Origin of the sequence: Brevibacillus formosus (genome assembly GCF_003013405.1) — a bacterium.
Classification (GTDB): domain Bacteria; phylum Bacillota; class Bacilli; order Brevibacillales; family Brevibacillaceae; genus Brevibacillus; species Brevibacillus formosus.
Map to the genome: position 1 here is coordinate 204153 of NZ_PXZL01000003.1, position 18248 is coordinate 222400.

The following is an 18248-nucleotide window of genomic DNA, read 5'->3' on the forward strand; positions in this document are numbered from 1 at the left end:
ATGGCAAAAAAAGAAGAGATGTACTCCTATATCCTGAAGCATGTCGGCTCTGGCCAATTAGATAAAAACATTGCCGCCCACCTCATTCATTATTTGCGACAGGATCAGCAAAAGGAAGTAGAAAAAGATATTGCCATTGTGGGAATCGCTTCTCGGTTAGGTCATGCTGACACTGTTTCCGGGATGGAAAAGCTTCTCCACTTGGGTATAGACTCCATCCAGGATATTCCGGCAAACCGGAGAGAAAATGCCGCCCTTTTCCTCCCGATGCTTCAGGTTGAAAAAGAAAAAGCCCGTTTTGACCGCGTGGGATATTTATCAGAGATTGATCAATTTGATCCCGGTTTTTTCCAGATATCCCCACGAGAAGCCAGCTTAATGGACCCGAATCAACGCTTGTTTTTGCAATTGGCTTGGGAAGCAATCGAAGAAGCTGGCTACGGAGGCTTGAAGTTAGCAGGAAGCAAGACAGGTGTATTTATTGGCTATAGCACGGATTTTGGCGAAGTGTATAAGACGGGGATTCAGCTCCTAGCACCGGAAGCTATGGGCATCGCAATTCCTGGCAATATCCAATCAATTATCGCCAGCCGGATTTCTTACCTGTTGGATTTGAAGGGGCCAGCCATCGCCATCGACACGGCGTGCTCTTCCTCTCTCGTCGCGATTCATTTTGCTTGCCGCCAACTCATCGAAGGGTCTTGTGACTTGGCATTGGCAGGGGGGATCAAGCTGAATTTGTTCCCGCTGAAAAGCCACGAGCATGTAAAAATCGGAATTGAATCATCTGATGAAAGAACCAAAACATTCGATGAGAGCTCCAATGGAACCGGAAAAGGCGAGGGAATGGGTGTCGTTCTACTAAAACCGCTGAAAAAAGCTTTAGAGGACCGGGACCATATACATGCCATCATCAAAGGCAGCGCAATCAACCAGGACGGCAATTCGATCGGCATCACCGCCCCCAATTCCCAAGCGCAGGAGGAAGTCATCTGCCAGGCATGGGAAGATGCTGGAATCGACCCTGAGACCATCACCTATATCGAAGCACATGGAACGGGAACGAGGCTAGGCGATCCGATTGAAATAGAGGGAATTACACGTGCTTTTTCCCGCTATACAAAGAAAAAACAGTTTTGCGCCATCGGTTCCATTAAGACCAATATTGGTCATCTCGATCATGCGGCCGGGATTGCCGGTTTAGTAAAAGTCATCTATTCCATGAAAAGCCAAAAGCTGTTCCCTTCTCTCCATTTTAACAAGCCAAATAAAAATATAGATTTTAGCTCGTCGGCTGTCTATGTGAACGACCAGCTACGAGAGTGGACGCCTTCTGGAGGACCCCGAACGGCTGGCATCAGTTCATTCGGATTAAGCGGGACCAATTGCCACATGGTATTGCAAGAGGCCCCGCCCGCACCTTTTAAGCAAAAAAACGGAGCGTCACTCTATTTGTTACCGTTATCTGCCAAGGAAGAACAGGTGCTAACAAGGCTAGTTGCGGAATATACCGCTTATTTATACCAAAACCACCAAGTTGATCTAGAGGACCTTTGCTACACGGCGAGCACGGGACGAGGTCATTACAGCCATCGATTGGCGATCATTTTTACAGACCACGACGATCTGATACGTAAGCTGGAGCATCTGAAAAGACACGGCCTTGCATCGGGGGAGCAGGTGTTGTACCAGGTTCATGAAGGGGAGAGTGGCAACGTTACAGCAGCGGTTCACGACGCTTCAGATAAAGATTTGTCTTCCTATCTGTCCTTGGGTGAGCTATACGTAGCGGGGGCCGCAATCCAATGGGATCGTTTATTTGACGGGACCTCGTGCAACCGATTAAGTTTGCCGGTCTATCCGTTTCAGAAAATTCGTTGCTGGATTAATCAGGAGGATTATGCGGATAACAAGCTACTAAGCTCACCGAAGTCCCAGCATCCATTGCTCACAAGTTTGGGTGAAAATACTTCTGATCAAGTTACTTATGTAGTCGGATTGTCAGTCAAAGATGACTGGGTCCTGAACGAGCACATGGTCGGAAACGAATATGTATTGCCTGGCACGGCGTACATCGAGATGCTGCTAGAGGTAGGAAGACAGCAAGGCGAGTTCACTGTCATCAAGGACCTTGCTTTTTTGCAGCCTTTTTCACTTCAGCAATCTGAGAGTCATGAACTGCAAATCACGATGAAAAAAGAAGGCGACGAAAATCACTTCTCTATCGCTAGCAAGGATCAGACAGATGGCTCCTGGCGCCAGCATGCGGAAGGAAAACTGTGCCGCTCGACGCGTGAGCAAAAGCGCTTAGACCTGTCTGCTCTGCAAAGGACGTTCCATGCGGCTCCCAGCACAACCGATGTGGAATCGAGCGGGGGCTATATTACTACAGGAGCACGCTGGAACAATATGAAGGAGCTGCAAATGGGCGAGACGGAATGTCTAGTTTCCATTCAACTCGCAGATTCCTATCGCGAAGAAACGGCTTATTTCCACTATCATCCGGCCATGCTGGACAATGCCGCCAATATCGCGATACGGAGCATCAATGCTCATTTGTATCTGCCTTTTTACTATCAGGAGATTCGGGTCTATGCCCCTATACCACCTGAAATTTACAGCTATGTGAAAAGGCGACCACAAGGGGAAGGAAACCAAACGGCAACATTTGACATCGACATATTGAATCCCGATGGCGAGGTGCTCGTTGAAATTGAAGGGTATACCATTAAGCAGGTAGATGCCCAGATGACTACAGCGAGCTATTACGAAAAGGAGTGGATTTGCAAGGAAGCTCCAACCGCATCCGATGAAAAGCAGCAAGCCGCTTCTGGCGAGACAGTGGCAGTGTTCAGAGGAAAAGGAGAGCTTGCCGAGCGGCTTCGGAAGTGTCTGAACAATGTCTATGAAGAAATCGTTGAAGTCGCCTACGGGGATGCAATTGGCCAAGTCAAGGATCGTGAGGATTATCACCGCTTGTGGTCGCAATGGCAGGCAAAAAAAATTAAAAAAGTCATCCATTTCATGAGCATGACGGAAACGGGGATTCAGAATGTAGGGGGACTCAACGAAGCGGAAGAAAGAGGCTTTTACAGTCTGTATTACTTGCTTGACAGTCTCTTTGTTCATTCTTCTGGTGAAGAGCTGGAAATCATCCTCGTGTGCGATCATGGCAATCGTGTTACGGGGGACGAAACGACCCTCCGTCCCGAACATGGGTGTTTGCTGGGCCTTGGTAAAGTAGGGCGGGAAGAATTCCCTCATGTCCGTATCCGTTTTATCGATATCGATGCATATACCGATCCAAATTTGATCGTCGAAGAGTTTGCTGTAGCAGATGCTCCGTATCAAGTAGCCTACCGCAACAACAAGCGATATGTGGAACGATTAAAGGAAACGACGCTGGAAGTAACAAGCGAAGAACCCGTTATTAAATCTGGCGGTGTGTATATGATTACTGGCGGGACCGGGGGATTAGGCCTGGAAATCGGCAAGCAGCTCAGCCGTCTAAATCAGGTAAACATCCACCTGATCAGCAGACAAGGATTGCCAGTCCGAGAGATGTGGGAGGACATCGTAACCAACGGAGGAGAGCTAAGACAAATTGAGCAGATCGCTGCCATCCGCGAAATGGAGAGTAACGGCGCGAGTGTTCAGATTCATGCAGCAGATATCAGTCAAGAGAGCCAGATGCGCCAAGTGATCGGAAAAATCCGCTCTGATTCTGGAGCTATCCACGGAGTGATCCATTGTGCGGGAGTGGCGGGAGAAGGACTGCTCGTTCGCAAGCCAGAAAGCCGCATCCGGGAAGTCATGGCGGCCAAAGTGAGCGGCACCTGGATATTGGATCAGCTCACAAAAGATGACGACCTTGATTTCTTTGTGATGTTTTCCAGCATGAACACGGTGACAGGCGGCGCTGGACAGAGCGATTATGTGGCGGCAAACAGTTACTTGGACATGTATGCAGCCTCCATGCGGCAAAGAGGCAGAAAGTCTCTTACCATCAACTGGCCACTGTGGCGAGACGTTGGAATGGGGAAAGCGTACGAGGTGGACAATCGACATAGCCCGTTCGTGAGCCTTGCGCCAAGACAGGGAGCAACGATTTTCACAGAGCTATTGCATACAGACCAAAATCAGGTTATTGTCGGTCAACTGAAACGCCGACTCACCAAGGAAGCCATTGGACACAGCTTGGGGCATGATTATGTGTTAAGCGACCAGTTGGCGAGCTTTTTACGAACGCAGTTGGAATCTCCGCGAGAGGAAAAAGCGGATCGCCCTGCTCAGAAAGAACATCTACACATCTTGGATAAAGATGAATCTGCCTTGTCCGCTACAGAAAGAGAAGTCGCCATGATTTGGGCACAAGTTCTCGGTGTCAAAGAAATTCGCCTTTCTGCCAAATTTAACAGTCTGGGAGGCAATTCTATCCTGGCTGTCTATCTATTCAGGCTCTTGGAAGAAAAATACGGACCGATCTTGAATATCTCAGATGTGTTCACTTATTCGACGATCTCGGAAATGGCGGATTACATAGAGAAAAAGCACCAGCAACTCAATGACGGCACTGTCAGTGCAGCAACGACACTAGATTTGTTGCAGCGATTAGCCAGTCAAGAAATATCCGTACACGAAGCACTTGATGCCTACAAAAATAAGGGAGGAGGTGTGTAATGACGGCAGTAGAAAAACTTATTTTTGAACTAGTCGCTACCAAAAAAATGAATCCGACAGATGCAGCAGCGCTATTGGAGCAGTGTCAGAAGCTTACAGAGCCGATGATCGACAAAGAAATTGCCATTGTCGGCATGGCAGGAAAATTTCCGAAAGGCGAGGACCTGGCTCACTTTTGGGAGCAACTGAAGCATCAGCAAAATTGCATCGATGAGTTTCCCGATTCACGCGTTCGGGATTGTATCGATGAACGTCTATTGGGGCAAGTGGAAAAAAATCAATGGTTCTTTAAGGGCGGGTATCTGGATCAGATTGATCAGTTTGACCCTACTTTTTTCCAAATCTCTCCTGTGGAAGCAAAATTCATGGACCCGATGCAAAGATTGATGTTGGAAACTTCCTATCAAGCCCTGGAAGACGCCGGATACTATTACAAAGACATCAGCGGGACGAATACAGGTGTATATATCGGTACGGATCATACCTGGGGACAATGGTATCGAGACAATGCGGCGGAAAAAGATCCTTTGTTGCTATCCGGCACATGGTCAGCCATTCTGTCTAGTCGAATTTCCTATTGGTTTAATTTAAAGGGTCCCAGCCTTGTCATCGATACTTCATGCTCGTCTGGACTGGTTGCCGTCCATGAAGCGTGCCGAGCCATTCTATCTGGCGTTTGCGACATGGCGATCGCAGGTGGGATTCACATCAATTACAGCCCAATCAAAAATCCGATGCTTGGTCTAGTCGAGTCGGAAGATTATCTGATCCGCACATTTGACAAACAGGCGAATGGAACAGTTTGGGGAGAAGGGGTGGGTGCCGTCATCCTCAAGCCTCTTCAGCATGCAATTCGGGATCGAGACCATATCTACGGCGTGATTAAGGGAAGCGCAGTAAACAACGATGGAACATCAGACGGGATCACGGCACCTAATGCTCGTGCGCAGGAAGAAGTCATTTGTCGAGCATGGCAGGAGGCGGGCATCGATGGCGAAGCGATTTCCTACATCGAAGCGCATGGAACTGGAACCCAATTGGGAGATTCGATCGAGATTGATGGTCTTGTCAAAGCTTTTTCCCGCTATACAAAGAAAAAGCAGTTTTGTGCCATTGGAACGGTTAAGACGAACATCGGACATACGGTCGGAGCATCAGGGCTAGCATCCTTGCTAAAAGTGTTGCTGGCTATGCGCCACCGCAAAATTCCGGCGAGCATCAACTTTCTGGAGGCGAATCCTTTTATTGATTTCTTTGCTTCGCCCGTCTATGTGAATGATCGTCTCCGGGATTGGACAACTTCGGGAGGACAGCGAATCGCGGGTATCAGTTCATTTGGCTTTAGCGGAACCAATTGCCATATGGTAGTGGGAGAGGCTCCAGAAGTTCAGCTGTACACGAAAAAGGCCGAGCCCTCTCTCTATTTTCTTCCGCTATCTGGAAAAGATGAGCAGGTACTATCCAAGCTGGTGGCAGACTATGTCGCTTATTTATACAAGAACAAGCAAATTGATTTGCAGGACCTGTGCTACACAGCGAGCACGGGACGCGGCCATTACAACCATCGATTGATGATCATCTTCACAGGTTACGACGATCTGCTGAGCAAGCTGGAATATCTGAAGAGACATGGTCTTGCCTCTGGTGAGCAGGTATTGTACCAGATTCACGAAGTGGTTGTCAGCAGAGGATCATCAGCCGATCAACCACACGACCTGAAGAAGAAATGGACAGAACGAGAAAAGCAGGAGTTGTCCTTGCAAGCTAGAGAATTGCTCACTTCTAAGGCTACTCGAGGAAAAGAAATGTCCTTCTATCTCTCTTTGGGCGAGCTATATGTTTTGGGAGCAGCTATTGAATGGAAGCAATTATACGACCCGTCCATGTGCAATCGCCTAAGTCTCCCCGTCTATCCGTTTCATAAAACTCGTTGCTGGGTAGAAAGCAGCAATCAAGGATATCGGCAGACCGTTCAACAAGCATTAGGACACCCACTGTTTCGCGGATATACTTGCGACACTATCGAGCAGACGGTGTATACGACAGCGTTTTCCGTTACAACAGACTGGGTCTTCCACGAGCACATGGTGGGTAGTGAGTATGTCCTGCCCGGCACAGCGTATATTGAGATGCTGCTCGAAGTTGGCAGACAACAAGGCGGTCTCACTGTCATCAAGGATCTCGCCTTTTTGCAGCCCTTTTCGCTTCAGGAAGAGGAGAGCCATGAACTGCAAATCACGGTAAAAAAAGAGGGCGACGAAAATCACTTCTATATCGCCAGTAAGGATCAGGCAGATGGCTCCTGGCGCAAGCATGCGGAGGGTAAACTGTGCCGTTCCACGCAGGAGCAAAAACGCGTAGACCTGCTGGCATTGCAAAGTACGTTTGCTTCCAACACAACTGACCTGCAGCCGAGCGGTGGCTTTATTACGACAGGACCACACTGGAACAATATCAAAGGGCTTCGAATAGGAGCCACGGAATGTTTGGTTGCGATCCAACTCGCTGATTCCTATCGTGAAGAAACGGTTCACTACCACTATCATCCAGCTATGATGGACAATGCAGTCAATATCGCGATACGCAGCATGGATGACCTTCTGTATCTGCCTTTTTACTATCAGGAGATTCGGGTTCACGCCCCTATTCCTCCTGCTATTTACAGTTATGTAAAAAGGCGCTCGCAGGGAGAAGGAAACCAAACAGCAACTTTTGACATCGATATTTTGAATGCCGATGGAGAGGTACTCGCTGAAATTGTTGGATATACCATCAAGCAGGTGAATGGCCAGATAACCAGGGCGAGCTATTACGAAAAGGATTGGATTCTCCAGGAGGCACCATCTTCATCACGTGAAAAGCAGCAGACTGTGTTTGACGAGGCCGTGGCAGTGTTCAAAGGGGAGGGAGAGATTGCCGAGCGACTTCAGGAGCATCTACGCGACATTTATGGAGAACTGAGCGAGATCGCTTACACCCAAGCCAAGGATCGTGAAGACTATCATTGCTTGTGGCCGCAATGGCAGGCGAAAAAGATTAAGAAAATTATCCATTTGATGAGCATGACGGAAACGGAGATTCAGGATGTTGACGGACTCAGCAAGGCGGAGGAAAGAGGCTATTCCAGTCTGTATTACTTGCTTGACAGTCTCTTTGCTCATTCTGCTAGTGAAGAGTTAGAAATCATCCTCGTGTGCGATCAGGGCAACCGAGTAACGGGAGACGAGATGCCCCTTCACCCAGAGCATGGATGCTTGCTGGGCCTTGGCAAAGTAGCACGAGAAGAATTCCCTCATGTACGTATCCGGTTCATTGATATCGATGCTTATACCGATCCGAAATTGATCATCGAAGAGTTTGCGGTCACAGATGCCCCGTACCAAGTTGCCTATCGCAACAACAAACGGTATGTGGAGCGATTGAAAGAAACGACGTTGGCAGCCACAGGCGAGAAGCCAGTGGTCAAAGCAGGCGGCGTATATGTGATTACGGGTGGGACCGGAGGATTGGGTTTGGAAATCGGCAAACAGATTAGCCGTTTGAGTCCTGCGAAAATCCACCTGATCAGTCGGCAAGGATTGCCTGTGCGAGACATGTGGGCAGACATCGTATCTAAGGGGGAAGATCAGAGAAGGATCCAACAGATCGCCTCTATCCACGAGATGGAGAAAAACGGCGCGATCGTGCAGATTCATTCAGCAGATATTAGCGAAGAGGGCCAGATGCGTCAACTGATTGAGAAAATCCGCAAAGAGTCCGGAGCCATCCATGGCGTGATCCATTGTGCTGGGGTAGCAGGGGAAGGATTGCTCGTGCGCAAACCAGAGAGCCGCATCCGGGAAGTTATGGCAGCGAAGGTGAGGGGCACCTGGATATTGGAGCGAATCACACGGGAAGACAATCTCGATTTCTTTGTGATGTTTTCCAGCATGCATACGTTGACAGGCGGCATCGGTCAAAGTGATTACGTGGCGGCAAACACTTACATGGATCTGTATGCGGCCTATATGCGTCAAACAGGGAGAAAAGCGCTTACCATCAATTGGCCTCTGTGGCGAGATGTTGGGATGGGTCAAGCGTACGATACAGACAATCAGTACAACCTTTTCGAGAGCATCTCGCCAAGTCAGGGAGCGGCGATCTTCACAGAGCTTTTGGAAGCAGACCTTTGCCAGGTCATCGTCGGTCAACTGAAGCCAAAACTCACAAAGGAAACGATTGGACACAGCTTGGCAAAAGATTATGTGCTAGCGGAGAGTATCGAGAAAGCAATCAATCGCGCACTTGGCAGTAGCAGCACACTTGAACACTCGTCTATCCGAGAAACGGCGATCATAAAAGAAGCTGATCATCAGGAGATAACGAAGTGGGATCAGGAAATCGGGCTCATCTTGGCAAAAGTACTCGGTCTTGAGGAGATCAGCATCTTTGCCAACTTCGAAGATTTGGGCGGAAATTCACTGCTTGCGGTCAGGCTCCAAAAGGAATTGGATGCAGCCTATCCTGGTGTGTTTATGATCTCCGATATTTTCTCCTATCCGACCGTACATGATATGGCTGCCTATCTTGAGAGAAAAAGAGCTACTCCGGTAAAACGGAACATGACGATTGAACAAATCATGAATGATTTGGAGCAAGGAAAAATAACAGCGGACGAAGCGGACCAGTTCATCAGAGAGATGAGTGAGCCGTTCTAGGATGAGCGTGGAGGTGTAGATTCTTGGAAGCGTTTTCACTCCCGGTAGAGCCCTTTAATGGAACATGGATAAATTGCGTCAATAACAATTTGATCTCGATCCTGATGAACCACGATAAAAATTTCGAGTATACCCCATGCTTAGCAGAAACAAAGTATCAGTTACATTCGCTGGAAGAAGACGATAGGGATGAAGCGACGGAAAACAAAAGTCAAGCACAAGAAGAAGGAATGCTGCTGCTAGATGTTGTTCGCGTGTTAGATCTTTCTTCCGTTTTGGATTTCCAAACCTATTCCTTTGCAAAAGAAGAAAGTGGTCATCCCGCCATCAAGGAATTTTTACGAAACGGCTATTATGTATTTGTGGATTTGGACCGCTTTTATTATCCCTCCGGTGTAGACTCGGAAAAACAGCATATCGTTCACCCTGCTTTTGTTTATGGTTACAACGAAGAGACGAAATCATATCTATTGATCGAGGATTGCATGCAGCCAAGTAAAATGGAGAAATACATGCTTCCCTACGATAGTTTTGATCGGGCCTTTGCATCTGCGCAGGCCCCGTCTCTCTTAGTGACGCGAATCAAAGAGCAAGAAGAGCAACAATTTTTTTCCAGATGTACAAAAGAGCTGATAAAAGGGAATCTCCATTCTCTCCTTCTGGAAGAGCGCACCCAAATCAAGGGAATACATTCAGAAAATTCACCAATTTATACAGGGTATGGGCTGTCAGCCATCAAGCGATTTGCAGATAGCATCGAGCAAAGATTGCTAGGGATATCCCTTCCGAATTTTCAGCGTAAGGCCGTGGCGATCAAAAATCCGTATTTCTTTCGCAAGTCTACCATTCATTTGCCTCTGATTCTGTATAAAAATAACTGGGTGAATGAGACTGCATTCGACCGGTTGACCAGCGAATATAAAAAACTGTGTCATGATTGGGAGCTATATGGAAACACGCTTATTAAACTATATTACAAGTCCTATTACAGCAGGGGCGCCAACCAATCGCACCAGAGCGAAATGGAGTCGTTACGAGAACTACTTATGGGCATGTGCGAAAAAGAAAAAAGGGTGACTTCATTCACGCTTGAACTGTTGACATAATCCGTAGTACCAAGTAGTGATGTGGTAAATTTTGATAAAAATGAAAAAAACGTGAAGGGTAATTGTTTCTTAGAACCGAATGAGTCAAGAGCAGGAACATACGACAAATGAAAAGGATGAATGCTTTGGCCCAAAAGAGTCAGATTTCCATAGGGATTATTGGAGCGGGTTGGATCGCAGAATACGCACATCTCCCCAGCTTTATGTCGATGGATAACGTGTCAGTTCAAGCGATTTACGATACAGATGCAACTCGCGCTGGCCGTTTGGCGAAACAAACAGGCGCAATGGCGTGTTCCAGTCTTAGTGAGATCGGACAAGTTCCTTTGGATGCGGTGATTTTATGTACCCCCAATCATACTCATTTCGAATTGACGAAATTCTTCTTGGAAAGAGGAATCCATGTCTTATGTGAAAAGCCGATGACGACGACAGCAGAAGACGCTGTAGCTCTGCGCCACATTGCGCAGGGAACCGGAACTGTTTTGTTGATGGGGTTCGTGAATCGTTACCGTGACGATATTCAGGAGTTGCGGTCAAGAATTCGGTCTGGACAGATCGGCAAGATTCAAATCTGTGAAGTCAGTTGGCGTCGAAAGAAAGGAATACCCCGTCCGGGTAGCTGGTTTACCCAAAAACAACTTTCCGGAGGCGGAGTCCTCATTGATCTGGGCAGCCATATGATTGACCAGTTGCTTTATTTGACAGAAGCCGATGAGCCAGTTGCTTGCTTGGCGAGTATTTATTCTCGCCCTGTTTCCACTCAGGAGGGGTATAGCAATTGGCTGGGCAGTTTTGAATCAGAAAAGGTTGAGGTGGAAGATACTGCAGTAGGCATGATTCAGTTTGCCAACGGCGTGCTCGGCAAGCTTCATGTAAGTTGGCAAGATGATATGGACGGGGATTTTGTGGAGATTCATCTGAAAGGCGAGCGGGGAAGCCTGACTTTACGTACCCTGTTCGGCTTTAGCGATCAGGGATTGTACAAGCAGCCACATCTGCTGTTCACTCAAGCTGGTCAAGAAGCGCAGTATATACCTTTCCCTACGAAACCAGATCCGCTCCTCGCTTTTAAGCGCCAGGCTGATCATCTTGTGGCGTGTATCAGAGAAAAAAGTCAACCAGGCATCTCGGTAAGGGACGGGGAAAAAGTCGTTCAGCTGATCCAGCTTCTCTATCAATCTGCTCGTAAAGGACTTGTTGTCACATGAGAGAATGCCTCGTTACGATTGATCTTGGAGGCTCCACAGTAAGAATGGCTCTCGTTGATCTCGAGAGTGCAACGATGATGGAATCCATGAGGATCGATTTGGATAAGGACACGGGTCCGCTTCAAGCGATTTCGCAAATGGCTGGTGTAATCAGCAATTGGGAACAGCTGGCGCAAAGAGAAATCCGCGGCATTGTAGCTGGACTCGCTGCGTTGCATGATGCCTCAGGAACGATTGTCACCTGGCCGAATCGTCCCGAATGGAATGGCTTTGCTTTTCGTGATACGTTCGCAGCCTTGGTGGGCAAGCCTATCGTGCTGTTTGATGATGCCAATCTTGGAGCCTTGGGAGAATACGCATTTGGACTCGATCACTCGGTTCAACAACTTCTGTATGTAGTAGTTGGGACAGGGATCGGCAGCTCGCTGGTCTTACAGGGAAATTTGTATACGGGGGCAAGAGGAGCAAGCGGCGAGTTGGGCCATATAACGGTTGATCCTTGGGGAGAGCGCTGTCCTTGCGGAGGTATCGGCTGCTTGCAAATGTACGCATCTGGCAGGGCGATGGAACGAATAGCTCAATCCAAAGGACTGTCTATTACGAGAGCGAGCGAAGTGTTTCATTTAGCCTCTCAAGGAAATGAAACTGCCCAGTGGATTGTAACCGATTCCCTTCGAATGTTGGCTATTGGTATTTCAAACGCTATACGTCTCTTTGACCCCGAAGTGGTGGTCATGGGAGGCGGCATGGCGAGCAGATTCCCTGACCATTATCGATCCCTTGAGAAACACATTCAAGATTTCCTGGGGACCCTGCCGCAACGGAATGTCAGCGTAAAACTTTCCGCCCTGGGAGAGGATGCGGCGCTTTGGGGCGGTATTGCTTACGGTTTACGAATGTTTGGAAAAATCGAAGAATTGGAAGGTGTTCGCAAATGAGTAACCTGACAGAAAGATTCCCAAGCTGGCCGATGGCGAATGAAAGCGAAGAAAAAGAATTGTTGGAAGCCTTACGCAGTCATCAGTGGTGGCGCATGTCTGGCACTAAAGTAAAAGAATTTGAACGAGTGTTCGCCGAGATGCATCAAACGAAGCATGCTTTGGCCGTTACAAACGGTACACACGCGATCCAGCTGCTTATGTCGAGCTTGGGAGTAAAACCGGGGGATGAAGTGATTGTTCCCGCCTTTACCTTTATCTCGACCGCATTGCCTGTGATAAGCCTTGGGGCGATTCCTGTCCCTGTGGACGTCGATCCCGGTACTTTCTGCCTCGATCCAGAAAAAGTTCGGGAAGCTGTGACTAGTCGTACAGTAGGGATGATTCCGGTGCATATGGCAGGACATATGTGCGATATGGACCAACTCCAGCAGATTGCTGATGAGTTTCACCTGTTTATTATCGAAGACGCTTGCCATGCACACGGTGGAGAATGGAAGGGAAAACGAGCAGGTAGCATAGGAGATGCTGGGGTTTTCAGTTTCCAGCAGTTTAAATTGATGACGGCAGGGGAAGGCGGCGCGCTGACCACCAAATCACAGGATCTGTATGAACAGGCTTTTCTGTATCACAATGTCGGCCGACCTTTTGGAGATAAGAAATATCAGCACCTTGTCGAAGGCTCCAATTATCGGCTTTCAGAGTTCCAAGCAGCTGTCTTGTTGCCGCAAACCTCCCGTCTCACTGAACAAAACGAGCTTCGCGAGCGCAATGCTCTCATTCTTGATGAGGAAATGAAAAAGATCGAAGGAATCATTCCACAAAGCCGTCAAGAAGAGTGCACGATCCATACGCACTACATGTACATGTTCTACTACAATCCTCTAAAATTCGGCGGGATCCAAAGAGAGCGGTTTGTTGAAATGCTGAACGAGCAAGGCATTCCAGCCTTTATTGCATATACGCAGATTCACGATACGCCAATCTTCAAAGAATTCGTCGCCAGTCTGGGGGATACCTATACTTTCCCTAATCAGTTGAACTGCCCTGTTTCTAAAAAAGTAGCGGAAGAAGTGATCTGGATTCATCATCGCGCACTGTTGGGTGATGCAGAATCAGTAAAGGGTATCGCCCAAACTGTTAAGGAACTGCAAGCCGGTGCAGAAGCAAAGATATCATAGCAGTTGCATTTGCATGCTGTGCCTGATGGTTTGACGATAGCTGATGTGTTGGGAGAACGGGTACTGGAGCTATTGACTCTGGACCCGTTCCTTCTTTATCCAGCTCCAAAAGGAGGAAATGCGGACGATGAACGGAACCACCCAGACAAAGCTTGACGATGTTGAAGAAAAACTAAAAGCGATTTGGATAGATGTTCTCCAACTAAATGATGTAGGCATTCAGGACAATTTTTTTGAAGTGGGTGGCCACTCACTAAAAGCGTTGGAGCTTGAGGTCCGAATTGGTGTCGAATTTGATATCGAAATCTCTTTGGAAAATATCTTTAGCTACCTTACGATCAAGGAGCTGGCTGAATATATCCGCAATTCACAGGAAAACAAGTTTTCATTAATAAAACCTGTCCCAGACAGACCTTATTACCCTGTTTCCTGGATACAAAAAAAGATGTACTTGGCTTACTTCGACGGACTTGAGAATGCCGTTCTCGATTTTCGAAGACTATCGTATGAAATTGATCCTTATGTACTTGAGAGGGCTTTTCAATACATAATCAAACGGCATAAATTGCTGCGTACCACGGTTGGGATCAAGGATGATGCCATCGTTCAGTTTGTTCACGATGAATCAGAATCGGATAAATTTCGCCTTTTCTACTGGGAAGCTCCTGGGGAAAAAGAGTTGCAGGAGGAGTTTATTCAAAAGTGCGTGGCAGAAATCAATCAGCCTTACACACTTGACCAGCTTCCACTCTTTCGTGTTGGTCTTATTCGTCTGCCGGGAGAAGGAAGTTTATTGATTCTTCATTTTCATCATATTATTTTTGATGCGTTTTCCCTGAAACTGGTGTATCACGAGTTGGATTGCATCAGCCAAGGAAGGTTGTTGCCTCAGCTCCATCTGCAATATGCCGATTACTGCGTATGGCAAACCGAACTCGAGCACACGGAAGCCTACGAAGAAAAGAAAGCTTTCTGGCTGGATATGTTTGCCGACGATCTGCCAGTTTTGAACCTCCCGCTAGACCGTCCCCGTAGCAATGGTCTGATAGCTACCTATGGAAACAAAAACTTCTTCCTAGATGAATCGACTGCAAAGGCTATTCAGAACGTCGCCAAACAGTATCAAGTCACGCCAAGTATTTTGTTGACAGCAATCTATGGGCTCCTTCTTTCCAAATACACCGCTCAAAGTGACATCACCATGGGCATTCTATCGTCGCGCAGATACAGCGGACTCGAGAACAGTATCGGTGTGTTTATTCGAACTGTTCCGATTCGCTTCCAAATTACGTCGGAACAAACATTGCCTGAATATTTACAGCAGGTGAAGAAAATCTGGATCAGCGCCCTTGAACATCAGGAATGCGACATCGATGAAATGGAAGAAATCATTTGCCGACAGCATCTTCTCTCCAAGACGGATCATCCCTTGTACCGTGTCTCGATGAACATCCATACCGAAATGGACTCGGTCACGGAATCCATCATTGGAGGGGAGGGAGATACGTTGCTTAGTGGAAACAGGCAAGATATTGCCTGCGGAGTCTACTTTCTCGATTCCGGAAGAATCTGCTTAAACATGGAATACAACATGGAATTGTTTGATCCAAGCACAATGCAGCGAATGGGCGAACACTTCATCGGTCTGCTTCAAGCAATCCTGTCGGAACCTGAACGCAGAATAGGGGAGTTTAGCCTGTTGACAGAGGACGAGAAAGACAAAATTTTGCATCACTTCAACAGGAAGATTTCCGATTTTTCCACCGAACAAACACTGCAAGCGATCTTCGAACATAAGGTCCAAACATACGCAGACAATATTGCGGTTGTTTGTGCCGATCAATCGCTTACGTATCGGGAACTGAACAGGAAAACCAACCAACTAGCGAGAGTGCTTGTGGAAAGGGGCGTTGGCCCCGGTGTAACGGTAGGCGTAATGCTGGAGAGGTCTATTGACATGATGGTAGCCCTTCTGGCGATTTTGAAAGCAGGTGGTGCGTACCTGCCGATTAGCCCGGACTATCCGCAAGATCGCGTGCACTTTATGCTAGAGGACAGCCAGGCCAAGGTCGTGCTTGTCAATCAAGACACTTTGGAAGGCAGCCACCCAAAAGAGAAGATGTACCTAAATGTTCAGAACCCTGCACTGTATTTAGGTGATGATTCCAATCTTATACCGAGAAGCAGTCCAACTGATCTAGCTTATATTATGTATACTTCTGGTTCCACCGGCACTCCAAAAGGAGTCATGATTGAGCACCGCTCAGTAATTAACAGACTAGACTGGATGCATAAGCAGTTTCTCATTACAGAAGATGACTGCTTTTTGCAGAAGACACCTTTTACCTTCGATGTTTCCTTATGGGAACTCTTTGGATGGTATTTTCAAGGGGCGAGAGTTTGCTTTCTGGAGCCGGGCAAGGAGAAATATCCCGAAGCCATTCTCGCAACGATTGCTCGTGAGCGAATCACGCTGTTGCACTTTGTTCCGTCCATGTTGAGCAGCTTTCTTTCCTACGTAGAGCCTCGCATGGAGCGGGAGTCAGAGCGACTGTCCAGTCTTCGCTTCATGTTTGCGAGCGGAGAAGCCCTGCTCCCAAGTGCAGTCAACACATTCAATCGAATCATTCATGAGCGGAGCGGAACAAGGCTCATCAATCTATACGGTCCGACAGAAACCACCGTTGAAGTCTCTTGGTTTGATTGTTCCGAAGGCTATGGGACACAACCACCGCGAACGATCATTCCGATCGGAAAACCCATTGACAATATCCGTCTGTACATTGTGGACAAGGAAGACACCCTCCAGCCGATGGGCATTCCAGGTGAGCTGATGATTTCAGGGGTTGGAGTGGGAAGAGGTTATTTGAATCAACCTGAGATCACTGCGCAAAAATTTATCAACGATCCGTGGAATCCAGGTAACAGAATGTATCGAAGCGGAGATTTGGTTCGCTGGATGCCGGATGGAGCTATCGAGTATTTGGGCCGAAAGGATGAGCAGGTCAAAATCAGAGGCGTGCGCATTGAATTGGGCGAAATTGAAAATGTGTTACTCGAATTGCCAGAGATTGAGGCAGCCGTTGCATCCATAATGATAAGCCAAGCAGAAGAGAAGCTGCTGTGCCTTTATTATGTGTCTTCTAACATGTTGGACTCCGATGTGCTGAAGAGCTATCTAACCAGTAGACTGCCACGCTTCATGGTACCGGATGCGATTATGGCGATAGAGGAGATTCCCTTAAACTCCAGTGGAAAAGTAAACAGAAAACGGTTGCCTGCCCCCGTTGTTGAAGTGGATCAAGCAACAGATGGGCTGCCTACTAGCGACATAGAAATAAAGCTGACAAACATATGTCAAAAGATATTGCGTATCGATCAGCTTGGCATTCGAACTAATCTGTTCTCAGTTGGGGCTAACTCGCTGAAAATCATCTTGATTGCAAGCCAAATTCGCCAAGAGATGAACGTGGACATTCCTGTTAGTCATGTTTACACCCATCCAACAATCGCAGAAATCGCTTCTTACATTCAATTGGAATCTTTGCCTGTCTCGGCTAATGGCGATCATGGCCTCGTTTTAATCAACAAACGATCGACGGAGGCTCCCAATCTCTTTTTCATTCACGACATTAGCGGTAGTATCGACGCTTATTTTGACCTTGTAAACCACCTTGGTGACAGATTCACCTGCTATGGCATTCCAGCAGAAATGGGCAATGGCGAAAGTAGCCAAGATGTCACCATCGAGGGGCTAGCAAAGAAATACCTGGAAAAAATGAAAAAAATCCAAAACGACGGCCCTTACTTTTTAGCTGGTTGGAGTCTAGGTGGCCTATTGGCATTTGAAATCACGAAGCAGCTAGAAGCTACAGGAGATGAGGTGGAGATGCTTGTTCTCATCGATTCTTCCTCACCGCTGCTGCACCAGCATCTCCAAATTCCAGATGCATCGGTTGTAGACTCATTCAGACAGCAGATTACACAAGTATTGTCTGCTCCTGAACTGATTTTTCAGATGGAGAATGAATCGACGCTATATGGTTTGTATAAAAAGACTGCTCAGTACATGGAAGCTCACAGCCTTACGTATGAAGCATTGGAAATCCTGATGCCCAAAGAGATTCTGCAAGCAATTCCAGCATATGCACAGAGTAGTCAAGTAGACTTTTACCGCTATTTAAATTTGTTCATCGACTTCCAGAACGCCTATGTCCACTATCATCCGCAGCGAAAAGTTTTTGCACAGGCTCATTTGATCAAAGCGAAAGAATCTTCGATAGAAGAGAAGCAATGGAACGCATTTTTTTATAGTCCAGTCATTCTACATGAAATGGAGGGGGATCACTTTTCCATTTTCAGAGATCCTGGCGTTAAAGAGATGGCTTCATTCTTTGAAGCGCTTGCCCCCAAAAACGGGTGATACGAAGGAAAA

The 18248-nt window shown here is 47.4% G+C and carries 7 protein-coding genes; all 7 read left to right on the forward strand.

Translation table 11 applies throughout. The annotated features are described in order from the left end of the window. Window positions 1–4680 carry a type I polyketide synthase gene (locus C7R91_RS04430; protein WP_052773359.1) on the forward strand — a complete coding sequence of 1560 codons (4680 nt, stop codon included), beginning with the start codon at window positions 1–3 and terminating at the stop codon, window positions 4678–4680. Beyond that, window positions 4680–9377, forward strand: a complete 4698-nt coding sequence (locus C7R91_RS04435; RefSeq protein ID WP_047067184.1) for a type I polyketide synthase — start codon at window positions 4680–4682, stop codon at window positions 9375–9377. The genes C7R91_RS04430 and C7R91_RS04435 overlap by 1 nt, the downstream gene beginning before the upstream one ends. 23 nt (window positions 9378–9400) lie before the next feature. Then, window positions 9401–10483, forward strand: a complete 1083-nt coding sequence (locus C7R91_RS04440; protein ID WP_047067185.1) for a hypothetical protein — start codon at window positions 9401–9403, stop codon at window positions 10481–10483. Between the two features lie 107 nt (window positions 10484–10590). After that, a complete protein-coding gene (locus C7R91_RS04445; RefSeq protein WP_047067186.1) occupies window positions 10591–11694 on the forward strand; it encodes a Gfo/Idh/MocA family protein in 1104 nt (367 codons plus the stop codon). Further along, a complete protein-coding gene (locus C7R91_RS04450; RefSeq protein ID WP_047067190.1) occupies window positions 11691–12632 on the forward strand; it encodes an ROK family protein in 942 nt (313 codons plus the stop codon). The genes C7R91_RS04445 and C7R91_RS04450 overlap by 4 nt, the downstream gene beginning before the upstream one ends. Next, window positions 12629–13813: a DegT/DnrJ/EryC1/StrS family aminotransferase gene (locus tag C7R91_RS04455; protein ID WP_047067191.1), complete on the forward strand. Its 1185-nt coding sequence runs from the start codon at window positions 12629–12631 to the stop codon at window positions 13811–13813. The genes C7R91_RS04450 and C7R91_RS04455 overlap by 4 nt, the downstream gene beginning before the upstream one ends. 127 nt (window positions 13814–13940) lie before the next feature. Continuing rightward, window positions 13941–18236, forward strand: a complete 4296-nt coding sequence (locus C7R91_RS04460; protein ID WP_047067192.1) for a non-ribosomal peptide synthetase — start codon at window positions 13941–13943, stop codon at window positions 18234–18236. Window positions 18237–18248: the final 12 nt, after the last annotated feature.